A 15,233-nucleotide genomic window follows, 5' to 3' on the forward strand; every position below is an offset into this window, starting at 1 on the left:
AAAACGTTTTTAGGATTGGTTGTCCATGAGGATCATGGTGCCGAACGGTGGCAGCCGACGAGGCTGTTCGGTGCATACCCACAGCACTGGAAGAGCTGGATTTGTGGTGGGCAACCGGGTTTCCAGATCGGTGAAACAGATCACGCAGACCGGTGACTGGCTTTCAGCAGCAATCCATTCAAATACCGGCAGATGAGAAGTGCCACCCCCACCAGGGAATTCCATTTGCAGCGGACCATCTGCGCTTCGCCATTCGATCACCGACTGAATACGGGCATCGTGGCAGAGGATGGTCAGTGTGCATTCATAACAATCCAGAATCGCCTGAATTTCACTGAGAAAGCGGTTCAACTGACTGGGATCAATCGAACCAGACGTATCGATCGCCAGGATCACCTCACCCAGCTCTTCCGAATGGAGGCCCGGCAGGTAGAGCCCCTGAGCCAGAAACCGGCGATTTGGCCGCAGCCAGGAATAGTCGTTGCGGGCATGGTGTGACAGAAACTGCTGCAACATCTCCTGCCAGGAAACCGAATTTTCGGTGGCTGCCTGCACCAATCGAGCCAAGCCACCCGGCAGACCACCCAACGCCATCGCTACAGTCTGGGCCTGTTGTACCGCAATCTGCTGTTCTACCTCCATCTCACGGCGAATTCCCGGATCAGCTGGTGCATCGAGAACTTTGCCGCAGCCACCGGGATCGGATTCTCCTGGTAAGGTACCGTTTTCTGCCAGTAGTAGCTGATAGTACTCTTCGGCACAACGGGCAGCTGCAAGGTGGGCATACGAACCTTCCCCAGGCAGCAATCGGCTGGCAGGCAGTTGCAAACCTCCGTTCAGAATCAGCGGATTGATTGCCAGATCGCAGGCGATGTTCCAGAGTTCTGGATTCCTTGCTCCACGTCGAAGATGGTGGTTCAGAGCATTGTGCATCACCTCATGCACCAGCACCCCCAGCAGTTCCTGTGGTTGTAATTTCAACACAAACTCGGGTGCAAAGGCCAGTTGCCTGCCATCGGTGGCCATCGTGCCAATTGCCGGGTCTTCCACCAGGTGCAATCGCATCGCCAGCGTCGCAAAGAATGCCGACTGCCCATCCCGACCCAGAAGCAGTCGCATCCGTGCCGCACGGATCAGTTGAATTGCTGCCATCATCCCACCATCCCGTGGGCAGCCAGGCTCTGGCGGGAACTGAGCATCAGGCTGGCAGTCACCGTCACCTGATCCGCTTTATCGATCGCCTGATGTAACTGCGTCAGACCGATATTCAGAATGTCCTCATACAGCAGTACTTTCTCCCGCAGTGATTCGATCTGCTGTTGGCGGGTTTCCAATGCCCGGGTTCCCAGATCACCCGATAACACATCGGCAGAAATCCGGCTGGTGTCCGCTTCGATTTCGTTGATAACCGCATCCCTTACCGCCCGCACCGCTTCGGTATCCAGCTGGTGCCGTAACAGATAGACTGCTGCGGGTCGATCACTGGCCTGCTCCACCGCCTGAACGATTTTCATCCATTCATCGAGTCGATTGCCGGGGATCCAGTAGACCGCACCACTGGGTCGCAGGCGGGTGCCACCCAGTTGTTCCACCATTTTGACCAGCATCTGCGACACCTGCACTGCTGGGATCCGGCGGGCATGGGCATGCATCGATTCCTGAATGGCTGCTGCACGATCATCCCATGGTTGCAGATCCAACGCACCACCGACCATGCGGGCGACCAGTTCCGTGCGGTACTCGTTCTGGTCTTCCCCACGGTCTTCACGCACCACTGCGAAGCCATCTTTGTGGGCCAGGGGTCGGATCAGCACCCGCGAGCCACCCAGTTGTTCATCGAGGGCGTCCCGCAGAATCGAGGTATCGGGGCGTGCTTCCGGCAAAAACTTCTCCAGACCTAATCTGGCTAAGCCATCCTGTAACCGTTCGCGGCGGGTGTCATCGGTCAGCATCCAGAAAACAACCCCACCACCGATATCGAGGTGATTCTCAATCATAGTCTCATCCTTGTTTGAATAATTAATTGGTTATGGACGTAGAAACAACCCTTGTTCGCGGGCATTGCGGATCCAGTCCTGTACTGCAGGCAGGGCAGCCAGGCTGGGTTGGATGCTCAGGGCATCGCGGATGGCGACCATGCCAAACTCCTCCGGAAGTCGGCTGGCATAACGGACAAATTGTGGTAGTGGTGAGTGGTCGGTTCGACAGCGTTCGACGAGGGCTCCCACCAGGGCATAGAGAGTAGCAGGATCGTGAGGGATTGGCGTGGTGTCCGGGTGTTGCAAGGCATCATCGATGTTGGGCAGCTGCTGAAATAAACGCAGAAAGGAGGTGAACTCTGCTGCGGGGCCATCTCCCACACAGCCAATGACCACCGAGTGGAGTAAATCTCTGGGTACCTGAGACATCGCTGCAGAAACGAACTCCCACGAACGGGGGGTGGGAAAAGCTCGGCTTTGCAGGCTGGGATCAAAACCAAACAGCAGATTGGGACGAAAATTGAGAAACGCCCGCACTTCCGGAACGATGCCTTTGGTGACTGCCCACGCCTGCCAGTCTTCCAGGCTGGGTTCCAGATCGAGATGAATAAAGCGATTGAGCAGTGGGCTGATCAGTCGGTGGGTGCCCGCCCGATCTTCATTTCGGTTGCTGGCGGCAATAATTGTCCAGTCTGAAGGCAATTCGTATTCTCCCAGCCGACGATCGAGGGTGAGCTGCAGACAGGCCGACTGCACCAGGGGTGGTGCCTGAGCCAGTTCATCCAGAAACAGGATTCCTCGTCCCGCCTGAGGCAGAAAAGAAGGTGGGCACCAGGAAACCGCCCCACCATCGAGGCGGGGTAAGCCACGCAGATCGACCGGATCCAGTAAGGTGGCACGGATATCGACAAGTGTCAGTTGTTCTGCCACCGCTACCTGCCGGATCAGGGTGGATTTCCCGATCCCGGGTGGCCCCCACAGATAGAGGGGTCGACGAGTGCCAAGTAACGCCGACACCGTACGTACCAATTCCGTTGGACGCATCAAAAACTCCTGAAGTTAGAGTGAGAAAGTGATGAGGATCTGCGCCGAAAAAGTCACCAGAGAACGGCAAAACAGACGAAAAACCGCACCATGAAAAAGGTAAGCACTCCCCATCACTGTATATGACGCAAAACAGGGGGATTTTTAGGGTCATTCTTGCTGAATCACTGCAATGGAAAATTGCCAATTACAATTCGTAACTCGTATGGTAACTATTTGTGAAAATCAAAGTTGCAAGCAAATTGTTATGGGTGGCTCATGCGGCTGAATAAAAAGAAGAAGCAGATGCCTAAGAAAAAAAATATCCACGATTCGACTGTGGGTCCAGATGATCAACGCACAATTATTGCTGCATTCCAGATTGGATACAATTTTGGAAAGCTGAAATGGGAAATTATCAACCAGTATTTTGGGCGCACTGGCATCACTAAAGATGATTGCGAACCTGATATTGGTGATTTTTCAGAACAGATTCTCGAGCGTATTAACACCACCAGGATTTCGGATCGAGTTAGGAATTATGTACAGCAAAAGGAAAAACAATGGCTTGACGAACCAGAATGGCAGTACTATTTGAGAATAGTAGACGACTATTATTCCCAACTCACCACTACTGCTTATGATATCATCAGTCCGATAGAATTGATCGACAGTTTACTTCAAATCCTTCAGGTGCCGCTATCACAACCAAGAAAAGAAAAATTTCAGAACGCGTTCTTTGATTTATTTTTAAGCGAGAGGGCAATGAACCTAGCCCAAAGCAACGTTCTGGTAATTGAGTTATCAGATTGTACTGAATTAGCAACGTTTCTGAGAACAACAAAAAAAATTTTACTTTCAAATCCGTTAAATCAATCCAGTACGCTATTGAAAGATACTGTGGAAATGGGTGAAATCATTTTTGATACAGAAGATCTTCAATCGCGTGGCAGAAGATTTCCAACAGACTGCACATTCCATGTCCCGCTTAAACCAGAAATCATTGCCGAATGGATGGACATAACAACGATTAGGAAGCCTGACGGCAATCCACTGGAAATGCTGCATTTTACACACACTAACTCAACTCACTCAGGACAACTGAAATCGTGGTGGGAAGAAAACAAATCAATCTTGCTTAACCTGAAACAGAATATCCGGCCACTAATTAAATGGAATAAAACAGAAGGCAAGTTGAAGATCAGAACAATTGAAATCAGTTTTCAAGTCAAAAAAGCACTGGCTATTGTGGTTTTGTTAGACAGCTTCGAAGCAGTCAATTGGTCAGAGGAACTAACAATTCCGGTTTTGCCCAACGAAATACTGGACGACAGAGCAAAAAAAATATCAAACGCAATTTATCAGCTTCAGCGAAAGACAGGTGTGAATGGCCTGAAATTCAAGCGAAGAGTAAATCATGTTGAAAGAACGATTGTAGTGTCATTTCAATTGGAAGATTATTGATAACGACATTTAACGCAATGACTGCGACCAAGTTTTCGGGTAAGTGGTACTGCAACAAGGTGCTTGAAATAGTATCAGGTGCCCTGAAGCTAATCCACAAAGCAGCCCCACAACTATCACTGGTTCATCTATCAGGCTTGCGGTCATTCGGGAGGGTTGGGTAACGGATTGAGCAAATTGGGCAGAACTGGTCGAATGTCGTCACCAATCAGGTCAGTATTTACCAGTGGTTAACTGCCAGAATCCATTGATTTCGAATTGATCTTGTTTTTACCATTTACGGCTGAAAGTTGCACAACTGGTAGTAGCGCAAGTAGTTTTCAGCCCAATCTGTAATACGCCCCGAATTTTGGACCATTAAACGGGCTACACTATGTAGTATGTTCGCAAAGTGGTTTGAACAACAGGAAATTGATTTAACGCTTACTTTCCCAGATCGAAGAGGATGTGGAAGCAACCTGCTGCCTTTTTGACATGGGTCCCTGAGTCAGCGCTTGGGTAGGTTCCCACCGTTGCCCTCCCCTCTGCTCAGGTCATCCTTTCTTACGACTCTTTTGCTGTTCCCACCAGGCTTGTTTAAACTCAACTGGCGTCAGATAATCCTCTGACATGTGGATCCATTTGATGTAGTGCATCTACCAGTGATTCGTACTCGCTCAGACTCACTTCTTCTGCCTTGATGGTTCGAATCAGTCGTTCCGCATCACCGTTTTCGCGTAACTCTCCCACCGATGCTATACTGATCTTCACTCTCCTCTCCACAAGCAAATAATTGGTGGCAGCATACTGCACCCCCTGATCCGAGGGCTCTGTTCAGGGCAGCAATCATCAGTTCCTGATCGATGAACTGACTGACATGCCAGCCGCGGATTACTCTGGTAAACAGATCCATCAGCACTGCCAGATAAACACCCTGGAAGGATCCAGAAGATGACCTGCTCAAAAGAACAATCACCAAACTGGCAGGCATCTTCCCCACCTATGGCTATCGACGAGTGACTGCGATGCTCAGACGGGAGGGATTGCTGGTTAACCATAAACGGGTAAGGCGACTGATGGGTGAACTGAATTTGCTGGACAAGGCTCCGGAACGGAAGCCGCGAACCACCAACAGTCAGCATTCGTTTCCACGCTATCGGAATCTGGTGAAACACCTGAAAATCAAGCCTCCTGACCAGTTATGGGTTGCTGATATTACGAATCTGGTTCGCGAACATGCACACAACAATGCATGAGTGATCTTGTGCTTGCGGCACAATCAGGCAAGTGACTTGCCCTGCAGTAGCTCGAGGATGATCTGTGCCTTGAACTGCGGTGAGAATTGTCTTCTTGTACGTGACATCGGAAACACTCCCTGGCTTTGCCAGTATTTAAGGTACTGGTCCAAATCCAGGGGCGCATTTCAGATCTTGTCTTTGCCAGGGATAATTAATACCGGGAATCGGGTCGTTTGATTGCTGATCAGTGAAATGAACTGGTCAACAGCCTGATGGCCATGCACGTGTCATCGACGGATATGAACTGAATTTCCTGGACAAAGCACGATTACTGAACCCGCAAAGCAGGTAGCAGGAGAATGAATAGCAGAAAAAAAATCAACTTTTTTTTGTCGGTGTTTGTTAAGGATTTAATCCGCTTTCTAAGTAAAATTCGATTTCATTCCTCCTGAAATTTGCAAATTTGACACGTGATGACGCTGAAAAACATGTTTTTGTCATTCTCGATTCAACTAATCCACAAACTTGAAGGCAATTTTTGCAGTATTTCAGCAATTTTTGCTAAGTTTGGCAATGTTTCTTTTATCTGGTAGTTATGCATAATCGCGAGAAATTATGGCTGGTATTGAAGAAACCCTCTTCTCGCAAAACTGGGCGATGCCCAAAGGTAATTAAGTGGAGGAAGATGAAGTGAAAGGTAACAGATCGTCTGAAGAGTCACAGCAAGCTGGGTTGCTGAGAAGGCTTCAAGCAGCGAAATTCTGTGGTATCTCAGCAAGTAGCTGGGACAGATTAACTGCTTCAGGTGGCAATCCAGAGCCAATCAGGATCCGAGGTGTCCTTGTCTGGAATGTCAGGGAGCTGGTTGCTTGGCAGGATGCTCGATGCCCAGATCGAGAAACCTGGTCTGCAATTTGGGCAGCGGTTGTTAGAAAGGCGAAACAGTAAAAAACCCAGCACGCCTGCCAGCGTAACTGGGTACAAACACGACTCAAAATCTCTGTTAAGAAAGTGAGGTATGTAATGAACATTTTATCATCGAATCATCGCAAGTCAAGCTTACTCGACGCTGCGATTCAGTATGCGAACATGGGGTACAAAGTCTTCCCGCTAGTAACGGGCAAAAAGGCGCCTGCCACCACAAATGGTTTTAAAGATGCCACGTGTAATCTGGATCAAATCCGAGCCTGGTGGACAAAGTTCCCTAATGCCAATATCGGAATTGCCACGGAAGATCTCGTTGTCATCGACTTGGATGGAACTGATAACGTATGGCTGAACCAACCATGGCCGAAACAAACTCCCATTGCATCAACACCACGTGGTGGAAAGCACTACTATTTTCATGCTGCCGGAAATAAGTGGAAATCATCTGCTGGTCAGCTTGATGAAAATGTGGATGTCCGCAGTATGGGAGGGTATATTGTTGCCCCGCCATCGGTCGTTGATGGCAAAAAGTACACATGGGATCGCCCTCTTTGCACCGTCACTGAACTGCGAGAAGCACCGCAATGGTTGAGGGGGTGCCTTACCTACCATCATGATAAAGGAGAAAACAATTTACCAGCACCTGATCGTAATCGTCCTGGCGATGATTTCAGTGCACGGGGCAGTTGGGAGGATACTGGGTTGATTGATGCCGGGTGGAAGTGGCATCATCAGTTAGATCCAGATAGGGGTTTTTTAACCAGACCAGGAAAAGACTCTGGAATTTCAGCTACTGTCGGAATGCTCCGCAACAAATATGGTCTACCGCTTTTCTTCAGTTTCACTCCCAAGGGTGGATTACCTGCAAATGAAGCGATGAGTAAATTTGCAGTTTACGCACACCTGCAGCACGAGGGTGATTTTGAAAAGGCTGCGAAAGATCTTGCTGCCAGGGGATATGGCAAAGCAGGGCGAACTGCCGTTCGAAAACCGGTGATGACAAGTTTTGCTGATATTGAATCCCGTGAGATCGAATATCTCTGGCCAGAACGTATTCCAATCGGAAAATTGACGTTGATCGCAGGTCGCCCGAAAGCGGGCAAATCGTTCCTGACATGTGATATTGCTGCAAGAGTTTCGACAGGAAGTACCTGGCCCGACGGTACTCCATGCCAGCAGGGTGAGGTAATTTTCATGACTGCCGAAGATGATCCTGAAGATACGATCAGGCCACGTCTGGAAAATGCCGGTGCAGATCTGAAAAAGATTCATCTTTTGCGTGGCATCACCTGTTCTGATGGAACGGAAGAAAAGGAATTGATGATTCGTCTCACTGACGTTGAACAAATTGATCAGGCTATCAAAGACGTGCCAGGTTGCAGACTGATAATCGTCGACCCGATAGGTAGTTTTCTGGGAGGAGATGTGGATGCACATCGGGACAACGAAGTGAGATCGATTCTGGCACCGATAGCCAAGATTGCCAGAGATAACAACGTCGCCATTGTGTTGGTCTGCCATGTGAGGAAATCTGCTGGAAACTATGCCGATGGTCAGATTCTGGGGTCAGTTGCATTTGCTGGTATCGCACGAAGTATCTATCACCTCGATCGTAGTTCAGAAGACCATAGTCTTTGCAGGTTGTTACCTGGTGGTACGAATGTTGGCCGGCAGATGACTGGGTTGGGGTTCCGAATTAATGGCGATCCAGCACGAATTGAGTGGGAATCAGAACCAATCGATTTGACAGCTGATGATGCGCTGGAGGCAGAAGCTGCGAATATGAGACCTGGACCAAAACCTGAGGCGCTGGATACAGCGAAGAACTGGTTGAAGTCACAATTGGAAGGAGAATCCCCTGTTCGAAGCAAGACTTTATTTGATGCATGGATCAATGGCGAAGGTGGTAGCAAACCAACGTTGCAGCGTGCGAAAGAAGCACTTGGTATTGTTTCACGCAAGAATGGTAACAGCTGGTATTGGGAGTTGCCAGTTGATGAAGAGTGAAGTTACTCAGATGTGAAAATCTTGAGCATCTTGATCACCTTGATCGTGGTGCAAATGTCTGGACCAGATGAATCGCCACATGGTCCAGTTTGTTAAGCTCGCCCATTTGACTGATTTTGAATTTAATATGAACTGTATCCAACCGGTACTCACCGACAAACTCGGTGCAGGTTACCGGTTGGGAATTGGAGATAATGATGGCTACTGTGTTGAAGGTGTTGATTACACGTAAGCAAGCCGACGGAACGGTGAAACAAGTTTCCTCGAAGAAATGGTATGGACAATATCGGGACGCACTCGGGAAAAAGAAGAGGGTACCCCTGAGTACCAACAAGACCGCAGCACAACAGATGCTGGCAAAGATTGTTCAGGATGTGGAAAATGAAAAAGCTGGTATTGGTAACCCACGCAGTGCTAAGTTCCAGCGGATGCCATTAATGGAGCACCTGGAAGCCTGGCGGGAATCGTTGCAGGCGAACGGTAACAGCATCAAGTACTGCAAACTGAAGATTGCCCGCGTCAATGCAATCATTGAAGGATGTGGTTTCAGGTTCACCAAAGATCTGAACGCAGAATCGTTGGAATCGTTCCTGTGTGAATTGAAGAACAGCAAACCTGAGAACAAATCGAACAGCAGCCCCAGCCATGGATACAGCAACCAGACGATTAACCACTATATTCAGGCCGCTCGCCAATTTGTTCGATGGTTGTCAGATACCGATCGAATTGAACGGAACCCGTTCAAGACGATCAAACCAGGGAACGTTGCAGTTGACGCAGAAAAGCGTGGGGAATTCCAGCCAGAAGAAATTGCTCAATTACTACCTGCTACTGAGGGAGGTAAGGTATTCAGGGGTCTTTCTGGTTTTGATCGTGCGATGTTGTACCGTGTTGCACTTGGAACTGGATTCCGAGCTTCCGAACTGGCAATTTTGAAGCCAGAGTCTTTTGACTTGAATGCAAACCCTCCGGTAGTGCACTTACGAGCATGTGACAGCAAGAACCGTCAAGCTGTTATCCAGACGCTTTCAGTGGGGATGGCCGATGTACTGAAGCGTTATCTGGCTTCCAAAAAGAAAGGGCAGTTTATTTGGCCGGGAACCTGGAAAGCGAAAGCCGCAGGTATGATTCATCTGGACATGGAAGCTGCTGGTGTGCAGATCGAGTGTGAATCTCCTGAAGGGAAAGAAAAAAGGGATTTCCACGCACTGCGAAACACCTTTATCAGCAATCTGATTCGGAGTGGTGCAGATATCAAACAGGTAATGACCCTGGCACGACATTCTGATCCCAAACTGACTATGAAAAGGTACGCCCGAACGAATTTCAATGATCTGGCGGAAGTAGTCAACGGCTTGCCAGATGAAAAAAGTGTTGCACCAATTGTTGCACCTCCAGCTGACAAATCGGTACAAAACATGACAATTCCTGACAATTTGACCGAAATTGGCATCGATTTTGCTGAAGGTGAGAAAATCGCCCTAAGTGCTGAATCTGAAGATACTTGCGGAGAGATGATTACTGCTGACGAAGAGCAACAAAAGAGGCCTCGCCCGGATTCGAACCGGGGAATGACGGTTTTGCAAACCGTTGCCTTACCACTTGGCGACGAGGCCGATTATTTCGGTAATTCCAATAATACCAACTCAACCGGTGGTTGGCCAGCTTACTATCATTATCGACTTAGACCGCCCCGACCTTGAGGCGGTTCGCCAATTCTGCAATTTGTTTTGCACATTCCATTCTGGCGTGGGCAAACCCCTCCGGTGTGGGTGGGCCGGATTTCAAGTAATTCAGCACAATATTTTCTGCATCTGCCAGTAACGGGCAGGCTTTTGCAATTGCCGCTGCCAGGTGGGTGGGGATCACTGCAATTCCGTTGCGATCGCCGTGGATTAAATCTCCCGGATAAATGGTCAGGCCGCCTGCCCGCACCGGAATGTGCAGGTCCACAACCTGACAGTAACCGTGGGAACATATCGTACCGCCGGTAAAACAGGGAAATTTCAACGCCTGCACCTGATCCAAATCGCGTCCGGTGCCGCTGGTAATCAGGCCAACTGCTCCAAAAGACTGGTAGGTGGTGCACATTACCTCACCAAACGTGGCTGCCACCGATGGGTCATCCAGGTCCTGAAAAACGACTACCACAGGCCCGGGTGATGAGGCAATTAATTCCACCTGTTTTGATAGTCCCGCGTACACATCACCCCCACGTGGGGGACTGCCTGCCCGAAAAGTGGCAGTACTGGCATAGCCGACCATCGGTGGCAGCTCTGGAAAACAACTCTGGATGCGAGAATCTGTATAGCCCGCTGTACGTGGCTGCACATCCAATAGTTCCAGCACGTTACAAATGGTGGGGGTGTCGAATTTTCGCAAAGCTGCCAGCACTTCTGGCCCCACCGTGGGGTAATCAACCTGAAAATTGCTCAAGAGAGGTTCCTTATTCAATTATCCTAAACATTTACTGGAGAAACACTTACGGCGATTTCATTCAGTCGGTTCTTTTGGAATAATCAGTTCTTTCCGCACAATCGTTTAATTTTGACAATCTCAACAGCCGATATTGGGGAAGACGTGCCCCATTACCGCCGTGAAGGAATAACAATGCGTCTAGTATATTTGTTGGGAGTCAGTCTGGTATTTCCACTGCCTGCGGTAGTGCGGGCACAGTTTGCGAGTAGTCAATCACCACAAGTTGTGTCTCAGTTCAATCAGATGTCTCCTGGTCGAGTGACAACAGCTCAACACCAGAGTCGCAATACCATCACTGCCAGTGTGCTGCCAGTGGCGGGACAGGCCCCAATGCCAATGACTCCCAGCGTGGGCAATCCGCCAATGGTGCCCACCCCACCGGTGAACATGGCACCGCAGCCTCAAAGTGGGATGCAGCCACTGCCGAACGTGGGCAACCCAACTTCTGGCGGTACAGACACTTACGTCGATCCGCGCTATGCAGGCACCCCGGTAGCGACACCCAACATGCAAAGCTGGACGGCGGTAAGTGATGGCCCCATCACCTATGAACTCTACTTCCGGGCTGGGGTCAACCTGCCCTGGGGGAACGATTTTCTCAATGAAACCCTGAATGAAGGCTGGGTCGCCAGCTTTGGTGGCCGAACTCTGTTTTTTGATTCCGACGGCACCTCGGCATTTGCGGTCGATATTCATGGGATGTACACCTACAACAATTCCGGTTCACCATTGGTCACCACATTCCGTGGCAGCACCTTTAATGTGCGTTCTTTAATGAGAACGGGTGTGGGGATTGGCCTCGGCGAAGACATTTTCACCGCAGGATCGGGAATTGTGGGCACCAACTATGGCTTGAACATGCGATACGGGTACGATGCAGGGGTCCGTTTTGGGACTTCCCACGTGGATCTGAACCCCACCACGATTATTGGTGGGTATTCACGGCATCACGATGTTTACTGGGAACCATTTGCTGGTATTCATGCTACATCGGAAATCCCCATGGGCTCTTCCACCTTTCTGATCGGTGGGCGGGTTGAAGGTTACTGGACCAGCACCGATGTTCTACCGGGTGGGGGCGATCTTTCTGGTGTGAATGTACTGCTGAGCCTGGGATGGCGATTCTAGTCATCTGATCAGGTAAAAAATGTGTTGAAAACAGTTACCCGGGTGGGACTTGAACCCACACACCTTGCGGCAGAAGCACCTAAAACTTGAAAAAAAATCGTCACAACTCATTATTCAGTAACAACTTACGTAGAAATCAAAAAATCACTTGTCATTGGGGTTGTCATCAGATTTCTATGATTTTTCAGCGACTCCCAAGTATTTTGTTGTTACAATATTTTCTGAACTGATTAATTTTGGGGAAAAGGTGTGATTTTTAACTCATGTCCAGAGTGCAAGCAAAAAAACCAACACCGTTACTCCAGCGTAAACACAGTACAAGCTTGCAAGCATTGTGGTGAAAAATACATAGTTTCCAAACCAAGAATCAGTTCAGCTGAGATTTCCGAACCAACAATCAATCCAGTTAAGGTGTTGGGTGGATTGGTGATTCTCTGCTTAGGTTGCTGCGGAATTGCAGGTTTTGCTTTATTAACAAAAGATGAAAAGTCAGACCCAGAGATTCAAACTGTAGTCGAAAATCAAGTTACAAGTTCAACGACACCTAGGGTAAATCAAAACAACACCAATTTCGCTCTCGCTAAACCAAAGCCAACTGCGGCACGGACGGGGATGAGTTCAGCAACTCCGTCATCAACACCCACAAGAGTTAAACCCAAAACACCTATTGAACTCGCCGAAGATGCCATTGTGTTAGGTGGAGGAAAAGTGGACCGTCGTGGCGAAAACGTGATTGTTCACCTAACTGCCGGATTGTGGCCAGAAGTAAATAGTTCTCTTGAAACCATTGCTCCTAACTGCTTGTACCTGCCTAAGATTTCCAAACGGTCTGACATCCCAAACCTACCAAAATCTCTTACATCTGTTTCGATTGGACTGAATCGGCTGGATGTAAAAATGTTTGACGATGTGCTTCTGGCTTTAGAAGAGATTCCCAATCTCACAAGCCTCCGAATTTATTCGGGATCTCCAGCTTCATTCCTGCCTCCCAATTTTTTTGCCAAAGTTGCCAAGTTGAAGAACATCAAGAACTTGGATATTGCAGATCTGGGTGCAGCCAGCGATGTCCATCTGATAGAGCTGGCATCGGTTACTACCTTAGAACTCCTTTGCCTTTCTTCCTTCAACGAAGGTGCAACCAATCTTGATGAGCATCTGACTTCGAATGGATTAAAGATGCTTGCCAAACTGCCACTTCAGGCAATTTCTATACGAAATGCAGAACCGCAACACCAATCGGGACTTAAGCCATTACCCGAATTGAAACTTGTTCACTTCTACACATCTGCAAGTATTTCTGAAGTAGCAATAACAGATTTTCAAAAAACACACCCCGGGGCGATAATCGACATTCAAAGGACTTCAAAATTGCCCAAAAGTGTTTGGGAAGAAAAATCACTCGAACACGCGAAACAATGATGAATAGCAAAATCCAAAAAATCCCTACCACTAACTTTGTGTCCATTTGAAGCTTCTGTATAGATAAAATTCTAGTGCCAACAACGGTTCACTAAAGAGCAGTAAGCACAGCATTCAAATCGGAAAGAGGGATCTATAAATGGCAACTCACCTGGAGTTCCTCCAGCAGTATCAGTGGGACGGGCTGGTCCGAAACGTGAATGACAAATGCACGAGAATATCGTCAAAATGGCATTGGGGCACGCGATGTTCCAACTCTTCGAGGCGATGATGCGTTGGGAAGAATCCGATCAGGACTTCAATTGGGTTTAGGAGGACCGATTCGACACCCCGGATATCCGGTTCAAGCTCAGCTCACATGGCTGGGAAGTTTACCCTGAAGGCCGGTGCAGTGCGAAATGGACGCTTCGGGAAAGCGGGAAAACGGTGTTCAGCCGGTGCTACCTTGGTAAGGACGGCCTGGTCGAAGAGTAGCCGGTGGGCCTGACGGTCAGCGAGGAACAATGTTTGTTCTTGGTGGATTTGGTGGATTTCTAAAGTGATTTTTTACGGATAAATGATATGACGGTTATTAATAATTCGATGAAGCTTATTCAGCAAGAGTTGAATACAAAGCTTGCATATATTCGCGAGTGTCATAGACACTCAGGAATAAAAGGCGAAAAGGTAGAAGATTTAGTAAGGGACTTTCTTATGAGCAACTTGCCAACCGACTACATTGTTCGTGAGGGAGAAATCATTGACAGCCAAGGAAAACGGAGTAAACAAATTGATACAATTATTACCAATAATTTGCACCCAAGATTCGAAAACAAATCATTAAATTTACTCGAAGGGGTTGCAGTATGTGGAGAGGTGAAAACGCAGTTGACAACCGCTGAACTAGAACGAGTTTTTACAAATTGTAAATCGGCTAAAGATCTGAAACTCTCATCTAGCTACTCACCCGTTTTTGGGCCATTTTTAAGCAGTGATGACAAAACAGGAGATTTGGCCAACAGCAATATAGCTACTGGTGTACCATATTTTCTGGTAGCTTTTGAAACAAGTATTTCAATCACTACATTACAACAAGAAATTGCTGAATGGAATACCAATAATCCTAAACAAAACTTAGATGCTGTATTTATTTTAGATCCACAAATAGTAATTATAAACAATTCAATATCCAGCCATACTCGTGAGGAGCACAATCAGATTGCCAAATTACATGTTAATAAAGCACTAAACTCAAACGACCCTTGTGTGCTAACTTATTTAGCATCGTGGGTGTCTACGGTTGGGTTAGAAAAAAGAAATGTTCGCTATGGAATATTGACTTATTACTTCAGTTAAAAAATTTATCATTATCTAATTTCACGAGCAAGCAAGTCTATCCTGCTGCTTCATTAATAAACCCTGGAGAAATGCGAGATTTGAGTTAAACCCAATTTCATGTGTAAATCGGTGTTTTTACGTCTATAATGCGAACCGCGGCTCACAAAAACATGATGTTGAGTTGCCAACTCAAGTGTTTAGTACTGGATTCCCGCCTTCGCGGGAATGACGGTTGTAGACACAACCGTCTGAAACCCAACCGTCGGTTGGGTTT

General features: G+C 48.1%; 10 protein-coding genes, 1 tRNA gene and 1 pseudogene. 6 read left to right on the forward strand and 6 right to left on the reverse strand.

What is annotated here, in order from left to right:
- Positions 1–9: 9 nt before the first annotated feature.
- From R3B84_16270 to R3B84_16280, 3 genes are read right to left on the reverse strand one after another with little or no spacing between them, the layout of a single operon-like run.
- Positions 10–1,155: a VWA-like domain-containing protein gene (locus tag R3B84_16270; GenBank protein MEZ6142119.1), complete on the reverse strand. Its 1,146-nt coding sequence runs from the start codon at positions 1,153–1,155 to the stop codon at positions 10–12.
- Complete coding sequence (locus R3B84_16275) at positions 1,152–1,997, reverse strand: DUF6744 family protein (protein ID MEZ6142120.1); 846 nt, start codon at positions 1,995–1,997, stop codon at positions 1,152–1,154. The genes R3B84_16270 and R3B84_16275 overlap by 4 nt, the downstream gene beginning before the upstream one ends.
- A 30-nt stretch (positions 1,998–2,027) precedes the next feature.
- Complete coding sequence (locus tag R3B84_16280) at positions 2,028–3,023, reverse strand: MoxR family ATPase (GenBank protein MEZ6142121.1); 996 nt, start codon at positions 3,021–3,023, stop codon at positions 2,028–2,030.
- 258 nt (positions 3,024–3,281) lie between these two features.
- Here R3B84_16280 and R3B84_16285 point away from each other — a divergent pair, with 258 nt between their 5' ends.
- Complete coding sequence (locus tag R3B84_16285; GenBank protein ID MEZ6142122.1) at positions 3,282–4,466, forward strand: hypothetical protein; 1,185 nt, start codon at positions 3,282–3,284, stop codon at positions 4,464–4,466.
- Positions 4,467–5,169: 703 nt separating this feature from the next.
- On the opposite strand, the gene R3B84_16290 is transcribed toward R3B84_16285, so the two are convergent.
- A complete protein-coding gene (locus R3B84_16290; protein MEZ6142123.1) occupies positions 5,170–5,436 on the reverse strand; it encodes a hypothetical protein in 267 nt (88 codons plus the stop codon).
- A 10-nt stretch (positions 5,437–5,446) separates the two neighbouring features.
- On the opposite strand from R3B84_16290, the pseudogene R3B84_16295 reads away from it, so the two are divergent.
- A pseudogene (locus tag R3B84_16295) lies at positions 5,447–5,539 on the forward strand (IS3 family transposase).
- 1,167 nt (positions 5,540–6,706) lie between these two features.
- Complete coding sequence (locus R3B84_16300; GenBank protein ID MEZ6142124.1) at positions 6,707–8,617, forward strand: bifunctional DNA primase/polymerase; 1,911 nt, start codon at positions 6,707–6,709, stop codon at positions 8,615–8,617.
- Between the two features lie 1,544 nt (positions 8,618–10,161).
- Here the strand turns inward: R3B84_16300 and R3B84_16305 are convergent.
- Both R3B84_16305 and R3B84_16310 read right to left on the reverse strand, forming a co-directional pair.
- A tRNA-Cys gene (locus R3B84_16305) sits at positions 10,162–10,233 on the reverse strand.
- 67 nt (positions 10,234–10,300) lie between these two features.
- A complete protein-coding gene (locus R3B84_16310; protein ID MEZ6142125.1) occupies positions 10,301–11,053 on the reverse strand; it encodes an RraA family protein in 753 nt (250 codons plus the stop codon).
- 174 nt (positions 11,054–11,227) lie between these two features.
- Between R3B84_16310 and R3B84_16315 the strand changes: the two genes are divergently transcribed.
- The 3 genes from R3B84_16315 to R3B84_16325 all read left to right on the forward strand — a co-directional run bounded on the left by R3B84_16315 (position 11,228) and on the right by R3B84_16325 (position 14,977).
- Positions 11,228–12,223, forward strand: coding sequence for a hypothetical protein (locus R3B84_16315; GenBank protein ID MEZ6142126.1), 996 nt, complete (start codon positions 11,228–11,230; stop codon positions 12,221–12,223).
- A 249-nt stretch (positions 12,224–12,472) separates the two neighbouring features.
- A complete protein-coding gene (locus R3B84_16320) occupies positions 12,473–13,642 on the forward strand; it encodes a hypothetical protein (protein ID MEZ6142127.1) in 1,170 nt (389 codons plus the stop codon).
- Positions 13,643–14,203: 561 nt separating this feature from the next.
- Complete coding sequence (locus R3B84_16325) at positions 14,204–14,977, forward strand: DUF6602 domain-containing protein (GenBank protein ID MEZ6142128.1); 774 nt, start codon at positions 14,204–14,206, stop codon at positions 14,975–14,977.
- Positions 14,978–15,233 lie beyond the last annotated feature (256 nt).

Source organism: Zavarzinella sp. (assembly GCA_041399155.1).
Classification (GTDB): Bacteria; Planctomycetota; Planctomycetia; order Gemmatales; family Gemmataceae; genus JAWKTI01.

Bases quoted from the DNA above. Each gene is read 5' to 3' on its own strand.
- R3B84_16275 (MEZ6142120.1), bottom strand. From the start codon at position 1,997: ATGATTGAGAATCACCTCGATATCGGTGGTGGGGTTGTTTTCTGGATG.
- R3B84_16280 (MEZ6142121.1), bottom strand. From the start codon at position 3,023: ATGCGTCCAACGGAATTGGTACGTACGGTGTCGGCGTTACTTGGCACT.
- R3B84_16300 (MEZ6142124.1), top strand. From the start codon at position 6,707: ATGAACATTTTATCATCGAATCATCGCAAGTCAAGCTTACTCGACGCT.
- R3B84_16270 (MEZ6142119.1), bottom strand. From the start codon at position 1,155: ATGATGGCAGCAATTCAACTGATCCGTGCGGCACGGATGCGACTGCTT.
- R3B84_16325 (MEZ6142128.1), top strand. From the start codon at position 14,204: ATGACGGTTATTAATAATTCGATGAAGCTTATTCAGCAAGAGTTGAAT.
- R3B84_16285 (MEZ6142122.1), top strand. From the start codon at position 3,282: ATGCGGCTGAATAAAAAGAAGAAGCAGATGCCTAAGAAAAAAAATATC.
- R3B84_16290 (MEZ6142123.1), bottom strand. From the start codon at position 5,436: ATGCCTGCCAGTTTGGTGATTGTTCTTTTGAGCAGGTCATCTTCTGGA.
- R3B84_16315 (MEZ6142126.1), top strand. From the start codon at position 11,228: ATGCGTCTAGTATATTTGTTGGGAGTCAGTCTGGTATTTCCACTGCCT.